Source organism: Paenibacillus sp. SRL342, from assembly GCF_984798905.1.
On the sequence record NZ_OZ481790.1, the window covers coordinates 4,354,736 to 4,372,849 of the forward strand.

13 protein-coding genes are annotated in these 18,114 nt (G+C 45.7%); 4 read left to right on the forward strand and 9 right to left on the reverse strand.

The window, feature by feature from the left end; translation table 11 throughout:
* Positions 1–128: 128 nt before the first annotated feature.
* The 8 genes from AC4E8D_RS19005 to AC4E8D_RS19040 all read right to left on the reverse strand — a co-directional run bounded on the left by AC4E8D_RS19005 (position 129) and on the right by AC4E8D_RS19040 (position 12,525).
* The gene (locus AC4E8D_RS19005; RefSeq protein ID WP_221820429.1) at positions 129–2,087 is read right to left on the reverse strand and encodes an ABC transporter permease; all 1,959 of its coding nucleotides are present in this window, start codon (positions 2,085–2,087) and stop codon (positions 129–131) included.
* On the reverse strand, positions 2,062–2,832 hold the full coding sequence (locus AC4E8D_RS19010) for an ABC transporter ATP-binding protein (RefSeq protein ID WP_221820427.1): 771 nt from the start codon (positions 2,830–2,832) through the stop codon (positions 2,062–2,064). Before AC4E8D_RS19010 ends, AC4E8D_RS19005 begins: the two co-directional genes overlap by 26 nt.
* Before the next feature lie 189 nt (positions 2,833–3,021).
* On the reverse strand, positions 3,022–4,020 hold the full coding sequence (locus tag AC4E8D_RS19015) for a sensor histidine kinase (protein WP_221820425.1): 999 nt from the start codon (positions 4,018–4,020) through the stop codon (positions 3,022–3,024).
* Entirely contained in the window at positions 4,017–4,730 is a 714-nt protein-coding gene (locus AC4E8D_RS19020; protein ID WP_490205069.1) for a response regulator transcription factor, read from the reverse strand. The genes AC4E8D_RS19015 and AC4E8D_RS19020 overlap by 4 nt, the downstream gene beginning before the upstream one ends.
* 83 nt (positions 4,731–4,813) lie before the next feature.
* Complete coding sequence (locus tag AC4E8D_RS19025) at positions 4,814–5,788, reverse strand: diacylglycerol kinase catalytic domain-containing protein (protein ID WP_490206494.1); 975 nt, start codon at positions 5,786–5,788, stop codon at positions 4,814–4,816.
* Positions 5,789–5,859: 71 nt separating this feature from the next.
* Positions 5,860–6,903 (reverse strand): SPFH domain-containing protein, encoded by a 1,044-nt coding sequence (locus AC4E8D_RS19030; protein ID WP_490205070.1) that lies wholly within the window; start codon positions 6,901–6,903, stop codon positions 5,860–5,862.
* A gap of 271 nt (positions 6,904–7,174) precedes the next feature.
* Positions 7,175–11,554, reverse strand: coding sequence for a glycosyl hydrolase 53 family protein (locus AC4E8D_RS19035; protein WP_339304751.1), 4,380 nt, complete (start codon positions 11,552–11,554; stop codon positions 7,175–7,177).
* Between the two features lie 254 nt (positions 11,555–11,808).
* A complete protein-coding gene (locus tag AC4E8D_RS19040) occupies positions 11,809–12,525 on the reverse strand; it encodes a YceI family protein (RefSeq protein WP_490205071.1) in 717 nt (238 codons plus the stop codon).
* Between the two features lie 192 nt (positions 12,526–12,717).
* Here AC4E8D_RS19040 and AC4E8D_RS19045 point away from each other — a divergent pair, with 192 nt between their 5' ends.
* On the forward strand, positions 12,718–13,404 hold the full coding sequence (locus tag AC4E8D_RS19045) for a response regulator transcription factor (protein WP_339297238.1): 687 nt from the start codon (positions 12,718–12,720) through the stop codon (positions 13,402–13,404).
* Positions 13,389–14,855 (forward strand): HAMP domain-containing sensor histidine kinase, encoded by a 1,467-nt coding sequence (locus AC4E8D_RS19050; protein ID WP_490205072.1) that lies wholly within the window; start codon positions 13,389–13,391, stop codon positions 14,853–14,855. Before AC4E8D_RS19045 ends, AC4E8D_RS19050 begins: the two co-directional genes overlap by 16 nt.
* Before the next feature lie 104 nt (positions 14,856–14,959).
* On the opposite strand, the gene AC4E8D_RS19055 is transcribed toward AC4E8D_RS19050, so the two are convergent.
* Positions 14,960–15,772 (reverse strand): AAA family ATPase, encoded by an 813-nt coding sequence (locus AC4E8D_RS19055; RefSeq protein ID WP_490205073.1) that lies wholly within the window; start codon positions 15,770–15,772, stop codon positions 14,960–14,962.
* 523 nt (positions 15,773–16,295) lie between these two features.
* Between AC4E8D_RS19055 and AC4E8D_RS19060 the strand changes: the two genes are divergently transcribed.
* Together AC4E8D_RS19060 and AC4E8D_RS19065 are read left to right on the forward strand one after the other, a co-directional pair.
* Positions 16,296–16,448, forward strand: coding sequence for a DUF1540 domain-containing protein (locus AC4E8D_RS19060; protein ID WP_076209985.1), 153 nt, complete (start codon positions 16,296–16,298; stop codon positions 16,446–16,448).
* A gap of 202 nt (positions 16,449–16,650) precedes the next feature.
* Positions 16,651–18,108 (forward strand): 4-hydroxyphenylacetate 3-hydroxylase family protein, encoded by a 1,458-nt coding sequence (locus tag AC4E8D_RS19065; RefSeq protein WP_490205074.1) that lies wholly within the window; start codon positions 16,651–16,653, stop codon positions 18,106–18,108.
* Positions 18,109–18,114: the final 6 nt, after the last annotated feature.

The following is an 18,114-nucleotide window of genomic DNA, read 5'->3' on the forward strand; positions in this document are numbered from 1 at the left end:
GATAATGTAATCTGTGAATACATTCATCTTATCGCAAGAAAGCCCGCATTTCCTTGATCTGAATCAAGAAATACGGGCAAATGAACAAATCATAGTCGGTCCCTTATGATCGTTTGTTTTTAAGATAGTTACACCATCATTTTGCGCAGAGAAGCGATATATCTGGAACGTATGACGATGAAATAAAACGTCTGTGCAAGTACAAAGGCACCAAAAACAGTCAACACCGGCATCGTATAATTGGTAATACCAAACTCAGTCAGGAATGGTTTAACCACTACCAACGTTTCAATGATAGCTACCCCAATCGGTAAAAAGAACAGAATGGCAATCTGAACGGTGGATGATCGTTTCATCTCCTGGAAACTGAGGCCCATTTTCGAAAGAGAATGCACCATCCTTCCATCTGCTTCAAGATCGGTATGCAGTCTGAAATACAGAAAGCTTGCGGAAGATATCGAGAAGATTAATCCGATAAATATACCCAGAAAGGTAAAGAGTGCTGTACCCTGTCTGTATCTCTCAAAATCTCCATATCGTGTAGTCAGATATCCAGAGTTGTTATCCGTTGAAGCGTTGCTGCTTCCAATGGAATTTACGGAGAATAGAAGCTGATCGCTAACCATGGCTTCCGAGGAGTGGCGGTCAGGTACAGCATGGCCCCATGCAGGGATCTGATACAGATATTTTCCTGATATCATATTCTCTTTGATCTGTTGGGCAATCTCTTCATACTTCTCATCCGGGAGAACAACTACACCTGTAGCATAGAGTAGGGTTCCAAACCGTGGATCGATATCTGTATCCGTAACCCGGGCTTCCAGAGGGCTATCGTTCAGATTCAACGTCAACTTGTCTCCCTTCGCATAATTACGAAATCTGTTGCGCTCGATCTGACCCTGATCCTTCTCATTGCGGGTATCCACAAATAAAACGGATCCGGTATCCAATTGGAACATCTTTCTCCCTTGTGTCCGATTGTATTGGTTGTAGTGACTAAGCGGCATAACCGAGACAGCACTCTGATCTGCAGAGGACCACAGATATTCCAGATATATCTGTTGATAATCCAAGCCTGCGGCTTCAAGTTTCGAATCAATAGCGCTCATATCCAATTGCTCCGCTGGTCTGAAGACGTTGTATTGAATTGGAAAATCGTTGTTCGTAAACTGTTCCCGGTTCTCCTGATCCAGTGACAAAATTACAACTGCACTCATTGAAGCAATCGCAATCACCACGGTCACCATAAAGAGCATGCGTGCATTATCCTTCATTTTATAACTCATCTCTGAGATCCATAACAGACGTGTACCCTGCCATACGGTTTTACGATTACGTTTCAATAAGCGAATGATCATGACAGACAGTTGAGAGTAGAAAAAATACGTTCCCGCTATCCCTGTTACAGCTGCAATCATGATTGTTCCGCCATTTAACTCGCTGCGGAGTACCACAAAACCTACTGTTAGTAATGCAAAACCCAGAAGTGAGAAGAACCATGAAGCTTTGGGCTCTTTTTTAGGCTTGCTGGTTCCCGTCAAAAGTTCTAACGTTCGTTTGTTCCCGATAAAAACCAATGTGAAGAGTGATATGCAGAAAAATAATAACAGAAAGGCCCCGATCGTAATCAGAATCGCTTTCACCGGAAAATAAAAGGGCAGATCATCCATCCCGATAAAACGAGTAGTTAACATCAGGAACAGCTTGGACAACAACATACCTCCGCCGATCCCGGCAATAATGGACAGGCAGCCGATCAACATGTTCTCCAGAATGACCAATCTCCGAATCTGCCTAGGCTCCGCACCAAGTATGGTCAGAATGCCAAACTCTTTGTTCCGTGATTTGAGAAAAGCACTGATGGAATACATAACAAAGAAAAATGCAAACACATACACAATAACCGAAGCGATCTGCATCCCCGTAGCGGTTGTGTCACCCATTGGCAACTCTGCCACATATGGATGATAGATAAATACCGCATACGCGAAGAAAATCATGACCATAAACACACTACTAAGAAAAAAAGCAATATACGCTCGCCCATTCCGGCGAATGTTATTAAACGCGAACTGAGGAAAGCTCATGTGAATTCCCTCCCCAGAAGGATAAAGTATCAATGATCCGCTGGAAGAACGTCTGTCGATTATCTCCGCGGTGTACCTCGGCTGCCAGTTTTCCATCCTTGATAAACACGATGCGGTTGCAATAACTTGCAGCAAGCGGGTCATGTGTAACCAACATAATGGTTGTTTTCTCCTGCTGGTTAATCTGTTCAAGTGACTCCATGACCGCTTGGGATGACGTAGAATCCAGGGCACCGGTGGGTTCATCCGCCAAAACAATCGAAGGCATATTGATCATGGATCTCGCAATGGCTGTCCGTTGTCGCTGTCCGCCCGAAATTTCGTAGACTCGTTTATCCAGAATATGATCAATCCCGAGCTTCGCTGTAATGCGATGAAGTCTGCTCTCCATCTCCTTCAGTTTGACCTTGTCCAGTGTCAATGGAAGCACAATATTCTCAGCAACAGTCAGCGTGTCCAGCAGATTGAAATCCTGAAAGACAAATCCGAGTTCCCGACGTCGGAACATGGCAAGTTCTTTCTTTTTCATATCAAACGGGTTCATGCCATTAATCAGCACCTTGCCTGAGCTGGGTTCATCAATGGTGGAGACCATGTTTAACAATGTGGTTTTGCCACTACCCGACGGGCCCATAATACCCACAAACTCACCTTGCTTGATTGTCAGATGAATATCACTAAGGGCCCGAGTCTGCACTTTGCCCTGATATACTTTGTTCAGTCCCGATACCTGTAACATTTCCATTCGTAATTCCCTCCTGATCCATCATTCTTTATACGTTAATTCTATTCTTATCCTAACCGACCTCCCCTAACGGTGCTATCGAATTACCTTAAACTTCTCTTACAGCCCGTTTAAGGTTTTGTTCCCCTACCTCCTCTATCACAATTCTGTGCATTAAAAAAAGCACCTCGCCCATGGGCAAAGCACTTTTCACTTCGGATATTTCGAATGAATCCAGCTGAATCTAACCAACGTTCCCTCATTTGGCTCCGAAAACAACTCGACACGGTTATCCAGGCGGGCACTGATCTCACGAACCAGATATAATCCCATTCCCGTAGATTCATGGTATTGTCTGCCCCGTTCGCCTGTAAAATAGGGATTGAACACGCGATGAATATCTTCGGACGAGATGCCAATTCCCTCATCCTGAATGTCCAGGATTGTACGTTCTTCCTGCTTATAGCCTGTAATGATCACTTTTTTGCCAGATTTGCTATCGGAATAGTTCACGGCATTGGTCAGAATCTGGGTGAACATGAACCGCAGCCACTTGGAGTCACTATATATCTGAAGGTCGTCCTCCATACGAATATCCGGCGTAATGCCTCTGCGAATAAACAAACGTCGGTTCTCAGCAATGCTACTCCGAAGCACTTCTTGCAAAGACAACAGCTCCACACGAAAATCCCCTTCAAACTGTTCAAGCCTTGATGAATGCAAGACCATTTCAAGTCCTTTGCGCAGCTTATCCAGCTCATCCTGAATACTGCCAGCCGTCTCATCGTCCACATCTTCCAAGGTCAGTTGGATGATGGACAACGGGGTCTTCATCTGATGAACCCAGCGATTCATGAATACCACCTGCTGTTCCTTGCTAGTACGTAACTGACCCATCTCGTTCTGCCGATTACGCTCCAGTTCATGTAACAATTCCTGGATGGCCTCCGCCACGACCGAATTTCCAAGCGTTTGAAAAGGCTCGTTTACCAGTTTGCGTGGTTGTTGAAGTAGACGGTAATATGCTCGCAACTGGAAGTAACGAGTGACCAGATAAACCATCAATACCACGATACTGATCAGCATGCCATAAAGGACAATCTTCATCGGACGGCCCTCACCAGAGAGCCAGTAGACACACGGAACCAGCAGCATCTGTAACACATAAAATCCGACTAACATCAGGTGGTCTTTCAGGAAAAGTCTCATTTTCCTTTCCCCTGTGCGGATGAATCCAGTTCCAACACACGATAACCCGCTCCGCGAACCGTCTCCAAAATCTCTTCTGCACCCAGCTCCTTCAACTTCCGGCGAACACGTGTAATATAGACATTCAACGTATTATCATCAATAAAATGCTGATCTTCCCACATTTGTTCTAACAATTTTTCTCGGCTGACAACTCGCCCTGCCTTCGCCATCAGCGCTTCCACCAGTATCGCTTCCTTCTGTGTTAGCTCGGTAGAACGCTCATCATATTCCAATACAAATCGCTCAGGATAAAAGATCATGGGACCGTTCTTCACCTTCACTTCCTGTTGAACAGCAGCGTAAGAACCATAGGCTCGGCGCAACTGACTTCGTACTTTGGCAAGAACGACTTCATATTGAAAAGGTTTTGTAATATAATCATCCGCTCCATGTTCCAACGCCATAATCTGATCCATACCGCTATCACGAGCCGATATGAATAAAATGGGACATATGGAATGTGTGCGTATCTGCCTGCACCAGTAGTATCCATCATATTGAGGCAAATTCACATCCATCAGCACAAGGTCCGGCTTCACTTCCACAAATTCATCCAGTACATGACGAAAATCATCGGTGACCTGTACCTGGAATCCATTTCGGGTCAGATAAGCCGCCAGTAATCCTGCTAACTTGGCATCATCTTCAACCAACAATATCGACTGCATCGTTAACCCTCTTTCCGTTTCCTGACGTCAGTGTATCACATCTAGTTACCCATTCTAGTCGGAAACGGCTTGAAAATAAAGGGTCAGACCACGAGACGCCCCCTCTTCTCTGCCAACCCAATGATAGCTTCCACCCCTGAGTTAAACTCAAGAAAGTCCTGCTCGACCCCATCGCTGAAAATAACACCATCCTCTGGCATCTGGGATACAATGTGCAGTGGTTGCTTTGAATGGATCTGTCCAAACACGAGATTGGCCGCAGTCGTCCGGCTCGGGAACGGTTCACGTACTGAAAAATATAAATAAGGCGCATCCCAGTTAAAATGATTCAGCTCTTGCCTGCTTCCATGAATGGATGCCGATGCTGTAGCGACCTCTGCTTCAGAATTCATGTTCTGCCATGCAGCGGAGCCTACAATTCCGGTGGCTCCCGCCAGCACACTTTTGAACCAGCCTGTCGATCCCATGCCTGTGGATACAATAATACCACTAGAGGATTGTTGTTCTGTCGATGTACCCAAACGCACTTCATAACGAGCCGATACATGTGTCTTCCGACCAATGAACAGATCATTCACACCATATAGATACTGTCCATCATTGAGTTCCACTTTGGCGAGAGTGACTTCTTTCAAGGTTCGTTGCTTTCGAATGACATCAGGAACAATGAAGCTTAGATCTTCCACGGTAAAAGGTAATAACACGCCATCCCAACGCATCGGGTCCGGATTCACACCAATGAGCGGCTGCTCGGTCACATACTTGAGGGTATTGGCTACAAGCCCATCCTGTCCAACTACGACCACGATATCCTGATCTCCAAAGATAAAATTGGGCACATGTTCCCGATCAATCGTCTGAACCCGTCCCAATTGACCCAGTTGCTGCTGTGCCTGCTGCACAGATAGCCGATAACGACGGTCTTCCTCCATATAATCACTGAAGTCTGCGCCCAGACGTTCAATATAGAACTGAGCTTGCTGCACCGTGTTATATCGAACCACCAGTTCCTCCAGTCGGGTCCGGCGCTTCACCAAAATCAGCTTGTGTTCGGTCATTCGATCGTCCGTTGTGGCCTGCTGACGTACTGATTTCCCTGCCTGCTCTGCTTGCTCTCTTCTTCCTAATCTCATCTCGCTCGACCTCCCTGATCTCTGCCCTGCGCAGGAGACATCAATCCCTGCAACAGATCTGGAGAGATATTAAGTTGCCCAATCTTGCCAGCATTTTCAGCCAGTTCCTGGAATGCAAGTGCGATCAGCTTATCAGAATTCATGCCCATATTCACCATTGCTTGCAATACATTCGGCTGTACATTTTGCAATGAATTCATCACGGCAGCAATCTCATAGGCTTTTGCATCTGCCTCGGCATTGTGATTGGCAATGGTTAACTCAATCAGTTGCTGCTTGCGTTCCTCCATCGCTGTATTGAACTGAAGCTGCTCCTGCTCCATCTCATTTTGTTTCTGTTTCACCGAGCGTTCTGCCTGTAATTGGGTCTCACGAATCTGCTGTTTCTTTGTCTCTACGGCAATTTCGGTGTTCAGTTCGTTCTCTTTCACTCGTCTTTCCTGTTCAATGGATGCATTGCGACGCACATAGAGTGCTTCGTCTGCCTGACGCAAAATCTCTTCCCGCGCTTGTGCTTCCAATGCACGCATCGTCTCTTTATTAGGCAGAATGGCAAGTATCGATAGACTCATCAACTCAACGCCCAGTTTCTCCAACTCTTCACTTTGCACAACCTCGCGTTTCATGCTGCTCGCCAGCCGTTCACTGGATTGAATGGCCTCCTTCAGCGGCATTTGCTCCAGATGTTTCTTGGTCAGTACTTTGGCTGTGGTGATCACCCGTTGATCCAGCTTGCCGGGGTCGTCGGAGATATACCGATTTTTGCGCAAATTGTACGTGTAATTCAGGCTCTGGGTTATTTTCAGATAATCCACAATGCGATAACTTAGCTGCCCTTGCACAGTAACCGTCTGATAATCCGCCGTAATCTCTTCGAACATGAACGGTACATCCACCGAGGATACGGGTAGAACCACTACCGATGTGGTCGGCTCATAATAATAGAAGGACAATCCCACACCTTGACGCTGTACCTCACCATTTTTCACCTTCATGACATACTCACTGGGTTGAAATTTCACAAATCGGAATCCAAACATGGCTCATTCCCCATTTCTTAATATTGTCGTTTTGATATTATCGAAATGATAACAAACGAATTCGATATTGTCAATACGACATTAACAAAATGTTCATATGCCTATTTAGAGAAAGGGATGAAGTCTGAACCCCCATTTTTTTTTCCGCAAAAAATAAAGAGACCGGATCATATGATCCGATCTCTTTACCTGCTTTGTTTTTTCTATTCATGCGTGTTGATGATGCAACCAGGCACCTTTCGTAATCAAAAGCGGACTTTTTGAACTATCTCTAATAGAGTTGTTCCATCAGTCTGGCGACTGCAACAGCCCCTTGTGCACGGTTCGCCGTTTCTTTCGGAGCAAACGTGCCATCAGGCATGCCGTTTAACAGTCCAAGTTGTTGCATCGAGGCTACAGCTTCTTTCGCATAACCAGCGATCTCAGCGTTGTCTACAAACACCGTATTTCCTTGTGCAGCATTGGTCGCATCCTGATCATGTTGCACAACCTGCAGCACTCGATTCAGCATAACGGCCATATCTTCTCGTGAAATACGTTCATTGGCTCCAAAGCTTCCATCTGCTCGGCCTTGAATAATGTTCATTTCAATTCCAAGTCGTACTGAATCGGCATACCACTGCCCATCCTTCACATCTGTTGGGATCGAAATAGATGGATCCGGCTTACGTGTATCACCAATACCTTTAATAATCATTTGCAAAAATTGTGCTCTGGTCAGTTCACCTTGCGGGGCAAAACGAGTTGCACTCATCCCCGTAATAATCCCCTTACCGTATAGGTTCTGCACTTCTTGGAGGGCCCAATTGTGATTTTGCAGATCAAGTAATGGCACTTCAACTTCTGCAATGACATAACTGCCGGATTCCAGCGGTTTGAACGCCATCGTCTTCGTCTTGTCATCGTACTTGGAATACGTAACAGGGTTCATTTCCCCACTTGGAGATATGGAATGTACAACCATCACTACATCATTCTTTTTAGGTTGCTCCACATTGGATAGAGCAACTTCAACCGCTCTGTTTGTCCATTGCAATGGCTTATTGTTCATTAACAAATTCACATCAACAATTGCATGATTACCTATCGTTGCTTTTTGAGATGTGGACAGTGTATCTGTCGATCCTGTTGCCACTACGATGTCGAACGTTCCTGCAGTCTCCGCAATAGTTAGCGGGAGTGATTTTAGAGGAACACGAACAGTAGTCTGTCCTACAACTACATCCAGGGATTTCACTTCCTCGGAACGAATCCATGCTGCCAGTTGACTTGCAGCCAACTGAAATGTGACTTTCTTGGCTGTGTCAGGCACATCTGCAATCAGTTTCAACGTACGATTTCCTATATCCATGGATTGCAGTGCCTGAGTTAATAGGAATACATCTGGACGAATCGAATACTTGTCTTCCCCGGTTGCTGTTCCTTTTACCGTTATTGAACCCTTCTCTGGTACAGTACCTGATCCAACCGGTGGTGTTACAGACGGATTCCCCGTCGATGGTGCTGTTCCCGGGTTGGATGGTTGGGATGGTACACTTGGTTGTGAGGGCTGGCCAGGGCCAGGTGTACCATCTTGACGTACAAGCTTACTCACAGCATCTTGTAACGCACGATCCGCATTGCTCACATCTTGCGTTGAAGATTCAACATCCAGAATGAATGCCTTCGCTTCAGAAAGCGTCTTACTAAATACATTCCAGCTTGATGTCGTGTATTCGGTTTGTTTTAATTTCTCAGAGGCATCTACAGTAGCTTGCAGTGCAGTTTTGTCTGCCGGGAACGTACCGTATGCTTCAAATTCCATGAATCCTACCCATGTGGGACCTGTTTTAATCATTACCCGAATATAACGTCCCTCCGTGCCCTCTGGAAGTACATGGCTAGGTGCGGTCGATACAACAACATCACTTGTGGTGTCCACTACTTTCACAAAATTTTTGTTATCATTGGACACTTCGATCGTATATTTGATGCCGCCACTCCACATCGACATCTCGATCTTGCGCAGGTTTGCGACTTGCCCCAAATCCACTTGCCACAAGCTGTCAATACTCTTATCGGTCCCCCATGAAGTGTTCGGATTGTTGTCAATTGCACCTTCAGGAGAGTTGGCTTGATTGCCTCCTGTCCCTGCACTGCTTGAAGCCGTTGCCGTTTTTCCCGTTGTTAAAGCCTCCAGAGAGACCAGATTAGTAAAGGCTTGTTTCAACGTACTCAGTGCTGAATTGACCTCAGACTGGACAACAGCATTGTTATCTCGGACCTGGATCGCTGCCTGCAAAGACTGTTCCAACACAGACCAGCTCCGGCGTGTATAGGAAGATTTAGTCTGCTGCTGCATTTGTTGAATGTACTGGTGCAGTTGTGTTTTGTCCACATTGGATAGACCTTGAATGGCATCATGCAAACGTTTAACCGCTGTATTCGCATCCGTCTGTGTTGTTCTTGGATCATTCAAGACCTGCTCAGCGCCTTCCAGCGCTTTGGTCAATACCCCCCAAGTGGCCGCAGACCAGTCAGTCTGCTGATACGTACGCGCTTCCGCTATTTTAGCTCTGAGCTCGTCAAGCTGCGGGGTGATAACCTGCATCTGCTGCATCACATGTTCCAATGCTGTTGTCGCTGCATCTGTATCTGCTTGATTCACCCCGCCCGGCGTGTATGCCTGTTGGTATACATCATTCGCTGCCGAGATTGCCGGAGCCAGAGTCACCCAGCTTTCTGGAGTAAAATCAGTCTGTACCAATGATTTGGCTCGTGTAAGTGCCGCATCCAGTTGCTGGCGGTCTGCGGGCAGAAGCTCCAGTCCGCGTTTGTACACATCCAGTGATGGCAAGGCACGTCCTTCGTAGGAGTATCCACCATTCCCCGGAAATTCATCATAGTCGAACATGGCATGATTTTCCCATGCATCTCCCTCGGAATCAATCCAGCCTACATTGGCGGCAATCCACGCGGGCTCCCAATAGAAGAAGCCTGCTCCGCGGTTTTCCGGCACGTCAGCAATCATATCCATAATGCCAGCAATAGCATCATATTGCCCCTGTACCGTTGCAGGGAATGTTGCTCCCCCAACATGAAGCGCTTCGTCCGATCCGATGATGTTTCCATGAGCGTCCCCGTTTTTGTAGGAAAACGGATAGGACGTTTCAGCGATAATGACATCTTTGCCAAACTCGGCTGACACTTCATTCATCGTTTTCTGTACATCTGCAAACGTCCCATGCCAGAACGGGTAATACGAAAGTCCGATGATATCGTACTTCAGTTCGCGTTTCTCCAGCTCACTGAAATACCAGTCGAACGTATCCGCCTTGCCGCCTTCTGCGAGATGAATCATGATCTTCACCTTATCCGCGTTATCGGTGATCTCTCCTTCTACTGCACGTACAGCATCAACTCCGCTTTTTAGCAATGCAACATTTTGCTCGAAATCCACGTCACTGCTCAAGCCGTTCAGAACACCACTGTTGATCTCATTACCGATCTGCACCATATCAGGCATGGCGCCCTTAGCTTTCATTTCTCCCACAACTTCAACCGTATAGTTGTATACGGCCTGCTTCAGCTCTTCGGGCGAAAGACCTTCCCAAGCTTTGGGACGAAGCTGCTGGCCCGGGTGCGCCCACTCATCCGAGTAGTGGAAATCCAGCAGGATCTTCATACCTTTTTTCTTCACCCGCTCGGCCAAACGAATGACATCGTCCTTGTCGTTGTATCCCCCTGATTTCTGTGGATCATTCCACAGACGAAGACGCACATAATTGACACCGCGGTCCTTGAGTATATCGAGCAAGTCCCTTTCTGTGCCATTACTATCTAAGTATTTGCCGCCGTTATCCTCAATCGCTGTTAAAGTAGAGATATCTACTCCTCTAACATAATCCGTTCGATATCCCCCTACCGTTACATTAGCTTCTGCTGGTAAGGAAGCACCGTATACTGCACCCGTCACGGTAAAGCTGCCCGCATTTGCGTACTCTGAAGGGTCGATACTGTCCCATTCTACTGGAACCGAACCAGATTTGTCGTTCAGATACTTCGCTGTCACTTTTGTAGGCAGAACAGGTGCAACCCCAGCTACTGTATTGACCTTAACGGGATCGTAACTTGTAATGGTTGCTGGATCAATTTCTTCCTCTTCTCCCCAGACTTTAAGCTCGGATATCCCAGGCCACCAAGTTGCTCCCGCATAGTACGGAATCGTAACCTTCACATACTGGACAGATGTACTGGTCTGGAATTCTTCACTAGCAACAGTCTGTTTTATTTCGTTAGTCGTTTGGTCCACAACAGTCGACCAGTTGTTACCATCATCAGACACTTCAATCAAATATTTTACAACTTGGTCTTTGTCCTTCCAAGTCAACTCCGCTCCGGAAAGCTCATATGGCGCACCTAGGTCTATGGTCAACCAATGAGGATTGCTTTCAGAAGAAGGTGAGCTCGCACTCCAGTGAGTATTCACATCACCATCCACCGCCTTTTCTTTTTGTCCCTCATACAATAGATCTTGCTCACTTACCGTAACCGCCTTGTTAAGTGCCACGTTCACTTTTGCATCTTCTGCAGCCGCTGGACGAACCATTAACCCCAGATCACAGAATAGCATCAGTAATACCAGACACCCGCTTATGTACCTCTTATTCACTCTTGATCTCCCCCTTTTTGTGTTTGATTGTGCATGGATCAATGAATGTTATGAATCCTCCTCATTGTAAGCGCTTAATAGCGATAGGCGACACGGCATAATCCAAAGGAAACAGCAGTTATTTTAACAATATGATCCTGTGACAGTTACATTTGAGCTATATCGATCACACTATTTTGCAAAAGAAAGCAAAAAATCTGCCCGCCCACCCTAAGGCAGAACAGAACAGATTTTCAGATAAATCGTTGCTACACTTATTTAGAAAGTTTCAATTCAAGCTGTACCTGAATATCATTTTCTGTCGAGAGCACAACGGAGTGTGGATTTTCCATTCCGAAATCTTCGAATGTTACCATCGATGTCGCCGATAACAATACTGCATTATTCTCATAAGCAGCCTTTGCATCAAAAGTTACTTCTTTTTCAATACCTTTAACCGTAATGGTACCATTCATTTTGATATCAACCGTTTGACCGACAGGCCATTCCGCAGGTACCCCTTCGAATGAAGTCGCTGTAAATGTAGCTTGTGGATGTGTAGCAATGTCGAAGAAATCGGCTTGCTTCACGTGACCATCACGCTGTCCATTCCCGGAATCAATTCCGTCCATCTCGATCTGTCCTTCTGCCTTCATCTGAGCAGCATCGTCAACATTAATGGTCCAATTGCCTGTTACCTTATCGTCCACAAAGTTAACTGTCTCCTGTGATGTGGTTACGGAGAAGTATACTTTGGAACCTTCGCTGATGCTCCAGTCTCCATTCAGTTGCTCAGCTCCAGCAGTTTCATTGGTCACAACCGTTCCTGTGCTATCTACAGCTGTTGTCGATGTCGCTGTGCTCGCAGGAAGCACCTGTTCAATCTCCACGTTATTACCCAAGTAACTGTTTGTGATATAGTAACCACCGCCACCGATTACGGCAACCGCCGCTACACCTGTAATAAGCCATGCTTTTGCTTTCTTGTTCATCTCTATGTTTCCTCCAGTACATGATTGTTTAGGTTGCTTCTTGGAGTGAATCATATCAATTGAATGTGTCAGGAAGAAGTCAAGATAAGACAAGTCCCATATTTTTTTGAAATCCGTAATACAGGATTGGCTTTACGCTCTGGCTCATGTAAAATCAGTACAAGTTTACAAAGCGAAAGGAGAACGCTTTTTTTGAAATCCATACTTATCGTCGAGGATGAGCAAGCTATTGCACGAGTATTGGCTGCTTATCTGAGAAAAGCAGAATTTGAAGTTCATCATGCAGCAGATGGACCGACTGCACTTACCCTTTTTGATACCGTAACGCCTTCCCTTGTATTACTTGATGTGATGCTGCCAGGAATGGACGGATGGGATCTGCTGCGGATTATTCGTGAAAAAAGTGCTTGTCCCGTGATCATGCTAACTGCACTGGATGACATTTCAGACCGTCTCAACGGACTAAATGCCGGTGCTGACGATTATATGAGCAAACCTTTTGTACCGGAAGAAGTGGTCGCCAGAGTTAATGCGGTGTTGCGCCGTAATCCACATTGGACCTCAGGTGGCAAAGAGAAGCGTTCCTTTGGAAATCTCGTCATTGATCTTGCTGCCAAGCAGGTGCTGCTGAACGGTGCAGAGGTTGCACTCACACCTCGTGACCTGTCGTTACTGCTATTCCTGTCCGATTATCCGAATCGGACGTTTACCAGGGATCATCTTATTGAGCAGGTATGGGGGATGGATTATGACGGGAGTGATCGTGCTGTGGATTTATCAATTAAACGACTGCGCCAGGCCCTCTCCCACTGGTTGCCCGAAACAGGAGAAATTCGGACGTTACGAGGAATGGGGTATCAATTTTGGATCGCCAACTGAAACCAAAGAAACCCAAACGAACCATATCCATTTTGTCACACTGGACACTGCGATATTTTCTCATTTTGTGTATTGGTTTCACGATTATTGTGGCAGGCGCACTTTACTGGATTCGAACAACCTCTATTGAAAAAAGCCTCAAAACCGCAGAACTGCTTGGTCTGGAGATCGCTGATCAAGTCACTAGTGAAAACAATATGCTTCGGGTTCCACCCGATCTGGACAGACTGGTAACCAAACGAGAGAAACTATTCAACACAGATCATTATTTTTGTGTCATGATCTTGGACAACAACAATCAATTGATTTTTTCCCAGCCTAAAATGGAGCAAAAAGATGTGCATTATCGACTGTCAGACGACTATCTTGAACCGCGGAACAACAAATATGCAGGTGTAACGGTCAACATATCCGAAGGCGATCAAACCTTGGGTAAAGTGTGGGTCATGCAGTCCAAACAATCCATTACATTTGGTCCAGAGACGATATGGCTCGTGGCTCTAATCCTCGGAGGACTAATCCTCTGTGGATGGTTTACAATCTATCTCCTGTCCAAAAAGTTATCCAGACCGATTCGTCAGGTCGCCTATGCCGCTGAACAGATTCGAGGTGGCAATTATGATGTGAGTCTTGACTTGAATACACGAGAGCGTGAGATCAATGAACTTGTAAATTCATTTCGCGATATGGCTACTCGTCTCCAACAACTCGAAGAATGGCGTACACTTTCGCTGGCAGGGGTAAGTCATGAACTCAAGACACCGGTAACTTCCATCAAGGGGCTCGTTATGGCAGTACGTGACGATGTCGTGAGTCCACAGGAAGGAAAAGAATTTTTGGATATCGCTTTGAAGGAATCTGAACGCATGGAGCGAATGGTCGCAGATTTGCTTGACTATAATGCCATGGCTGCAGGAAGTGTTGCCGTTCGCAAGGAACGGACGGATCTGAAGCTGTTGGTCGGTGAGATCATCTATCAGTGGAAGATTGCGTACGAGGACAAAATGCCAGAGGTTCAGCTGCACGCCCCTCCAATTAACTTCTTTACCATGGGGGATGCTCTCCGCATTCAGCAGATCCTTGTCAATTTGCTTAATAACGCACTTCATGCCACAGCTCCTGAACAAAAGGCTGTCTTCGATATTTATCTACGCGTAGAAGAACAGATGCTGTACGTTGATGTTAAGGACCACGGCACAGGCATCGCAGCCGAAGAACAACCCAAAATCTTCGAACGGTTCTATCGTGGAGAACTCAAAAAACGTCGTAACCGCGGTCTGGGTCTAGGATTAACATATAGCCGTCTACTCGCTCAGGAACAGGGTGGTGAACTGACACTTGTCTCCAGCAGCCCGGAAGGCAGCATGTTCAGATTAAGCCTGCCACGCTGGACTGCTACACAAGAAGCCATGAATACAGAAAAAGCATACGGAGCAGCCGTTAAAGTATAACGCACCTCGCTAACATGACAACTAGCCCAGAACTCCATTCAGGAGACTGGGCTAGTTCAACGTGTTCCTTGTTGCTTTATCCAAACTATCCAAAACGGAAACAGTCAACACTCTAATACACGTGGTCTGTATTCATCGTAAGCATCCGAGATCAATTGCTTATGAAGTGCACTACTGGCAATGATTGCTTTCCGCTTTGCTTTCAAAACGATCTGCTCTATATCCGCATAACTGCACCCAGTCAAGTGTTCACATATGTAATCTTCCAGCCGAGTCTCCTGTTCAAATGATCCCACCAACTTATTGATATATAATTTGCGACTCGAATCATCAGGCATACCGTAGGTCATCTTGGTATCAAACCGCCGCCAAATGGCGTGATCCAGTTGGGTTTCCAGATTCGTTGCAGCCACCAGAATGCTGTCCCCATCGAATTCGTCCAGACATTGCAATAACGTATTGACGACACGAGCCATCTCTTTCACTTCATCATTGCTCTCACGTGTCCGGCCTATGGCATCAAATTCATCCAAGAATAGTACACAGGGATTAATACGTGCATATTCGAATAACTTGCGTACATTACTTCCGGTCTCCCCAAGATGACTATGAATGATTGCATCTAATCTCACAAGTACCAATGGCAGATCAAGGCGCTCCGCCAGATGTGAAGCCGTTAATGTTTTTCCCGTACCGGGTGGCCCGAACATGACCATTTTGTTGGGGATCGATACATCGTGCTCCCTGAACTTCTCTTTCATGCCCAGAATGGTGATAAATTCATCAATGATACGCTCATTTTCTGCGGAAAATACAATATGCTGGGCTTTTCGCCCACACTCTTTTGGCGTGTAAAAAGCAGCCATATCAATCCCTTTCGCTCGGGGAATCCGATTCATATGATTTATTTTGCTCATGTATTCACATGCTCCTTCATTTATGGTTTCAGTCCGTGATTCAAGTTATTTAAGTTGAACTAATGAATATTTACACTGACCACTTCGATGACAGAACAACCTTCCGATCGCTGTTATCCCCAGATTTTTTGGTTATTTCCTTGAGGGGAAATCCGGGGATAAAGGCGAACGCTCCGCTTCTTCAGGTTCTTTCTGCCCTCTCTGGTTTCGTGTAAATGTTTAGTTCAATTTATATAGAATCAATTAGACTTTTAATCGTAATTATTACTATTAAATAATAACATACTACTGCCTTTTTGCAAATATAACCACAGCACGTCCACTATTTTGCCACAGATGGGGGCATTTGGTTGCAAGCTTCAATTAAATTTGCTATTCTAAGTGTGCATCGTTGTGTATAACGCAAAAAAGCCCTCTAGATTCGTGAGAGCAACAAAATTTTCCAGATTGACAAGCGGCAACTTGTTATATCCGGATTCTTTATACCAACGACTGTAATCCATTTAAAGTGAGGTTAACAATCATGGCAAAAGACGTATTGTGTGAAGTTAATTCCTGTCGTCACTGGGCTCAAGAGAACAAATGTAATGCTTCCTCGATCTACATCGTGAGTCACAGTAACAAAGAAGCAAGTCAGTCTGCTGAAACAGACTGTAAGACTTTTGAAGTAAAATAAGTAATTTCATGTGATTCACTTAAAGGAGCCCTTACCGGTTCCTTTTTTCTTTGTCTATTGTAACAAGAATGATAATTATTATCAAGCCCTATTCTGTAAAAATCCTTCTCACCTCTTCAATGCACATTGGACAGATGACCTACGTACACTACGTAAGAAGTCAGTATGCCTATGAACGATTAGAACCAAGAGGTGAATAACAATGCCTGTTAAAAGTGGTACACAGTATAGCGAACGAATTGATGCACAGTCCGTCCCTTGTTGGTACAAAGGTAACCTTATTACTGGAAAACGCTCTGAACATGTAGCATTTGCTGGTTTAATGGAGACTCAGATGCACATGTATGATCTGCAATCTGATCCTAAATTTGCAGAAACGATGACGTATGCCTCCCCGGCAGACGGCAAACCTGTGGGCATATCCTTCCTGCCTCCAACCAGTGCCGACGACCTCCGTAAACGACGGGAAGGGATGAATATCTGGACAAATGTGCATCATGGCTTTCTTGGTCGCTCACCCGATTACATGAATACAGCCATAATGTCCTTTTACACAGGTGCCGATCTCCTGAACGAACTATCTCCCCAATATGCAGAAAATCTCAAGAACTATTATGCGTATTGCCGTGATCATGATATCACGCTATCCCATGCCTTCATTCAGCCATATGCCAGCAAAATCTCAGGGCAACTGGATGCTACTGAAGATGCTATTGCTGCAAAGGTCGTAGATCGCACCGAGGAAGGCCTCATCATTAGCGGAGCATTCATGATGGCTACACAAGCAGCCACATCGGATGAGATTTTTGTCTATCCGTCACCTTCTCCCGCCCCATTTGATGACGAAAATCCATTTGCATTCTCTTTTGCTGTCCCCAATGATCTTCCGGGAATCAGTCTGGTCTGCAGGGATACCTACGCAGCCGAATCTCACACTAATTATCCCTTGAGTTCCAGATATGAAGAAATGGACAATATCGTCATCTTTGACCGGGTGCACGTTCCGCATGAACGAATATTTTTTGCAGGAAGTGAGGAAATGTCCTCGCGTCTCTTCAGTGGTAGTAACTTTCATATTCACGCAGGTCATCAGGTATTGTGTCGTTATATTGCCAAAACGGAATTTGTTCTCGGTACAATCCAGCTTCTCACGGATACGCTGGATCTGAATACGGAAGCACATGTTGTCGAGAAAACCGCGCGTGTGTTCGCAGGTCTTGAATCGTTAAAAGCATTGGCCTTGGCCGCGGAGGCAGGTGCAATACCAGACGGAAGAGGATTTGTATTACCTGCTCCCAAACCATTGATGGCAGCCAATCTCCTTTTTCCGAAACTTTATCCTGAGATGATTGAAATTCTGCAGCTCTTGGGTTCGAGCGGTGTGATTATGATCCCTCAGGAAGAAGAGTTTCAATCCGATATCGCTCCTTCACTGAATATATATCTGAAAGGGAACGATATGGCTTCTCACGAACGCAACGCTCTGTTCCGCCTGATCTGGGAGCTTGGGGCTGGATCATTCGGGGGCAGACAGACCCAATTCGAACGATTCTTTTTTGGAAATGTCCTTACGGTATCCAATCGGTTGTTCTCCGTTTACAAGAAAGATCAGACAAATCGTCAGCTCGTTCGTGATTTTCTATTCAACACCAGCAAATAAGAGAAC

Coding starts and splice junctions, on each gene's coding strand:
- AC4E8D_RS19005 (WP_221820429.1), bottom strand. CDS start 2,087: ATGAGCTTTCCTCAGTTCGCGTTTAATAACATTCGCCGGAATGGGCGA.
- AC4E8D_RS19060 (WP_076209985.1), top strand. CDS start 16,296: ATGGCAAAAGACGTATTGTGTGAAGTTAATTCCTGTCGTCACTGGGCT.
- AC4E8D_RS19030 (WP_490205070.1), bottom strand. CDS start 6,903: ATGTTTGGATTCCGATTTGTGAAATTTCAACCCAGTGAGTATGTCATG.
- AC4E8D_RS19055 (WP_490205073.1), bottom strand. CDS start 15,772: ATGAGCAAAATAAATCATATGAATCGGATTCCCCGAGCGAAAGGGATT.
- AC4E8D_RS19015 (WP_221820425.1), bottom strand. CDS start 4,020: ATGAGACTTTTCCTGAAAGACCACCTGATGTTAGTCGGATTTTATGTG.
- AC4E8D_RS19010 (WP_221820427.1), bottom strand. CDS start 2,832: ATGGAAATGTTACAGGTATCGGGACTGAACAAAGTATATCAGGGCAAA.
- AC4E8D_RS19040 (WP_490205071.1), bottom strand. CDS start 12,525: ATGAACAAGAAAGCAAAAGCATGGCTTATTACAGGTGTAGCGGCGGTT.
- AC4E8D_RS19065 (WP_490205074.1), top strand. CDS start 16,651: ATGCCTGTTAAAAGTGGTACACAGTATAGCGAACGAATTGATGCACAG.
- AC4E8D_RS19020 (WP_490205069.1), bottom strand. CDS start 4,730: ATGCAGTCGATATTGTTGGTTGAAGATGATGCCAAGTTAGCAGGATTA.
- AC4E8D_RS19025 (WP_490206494.1), bottom strand. CDS start 5,788: ATGACCGAACACAAGCTGATTTTGGTGAAGCGCCGGACCCGACTGGAG.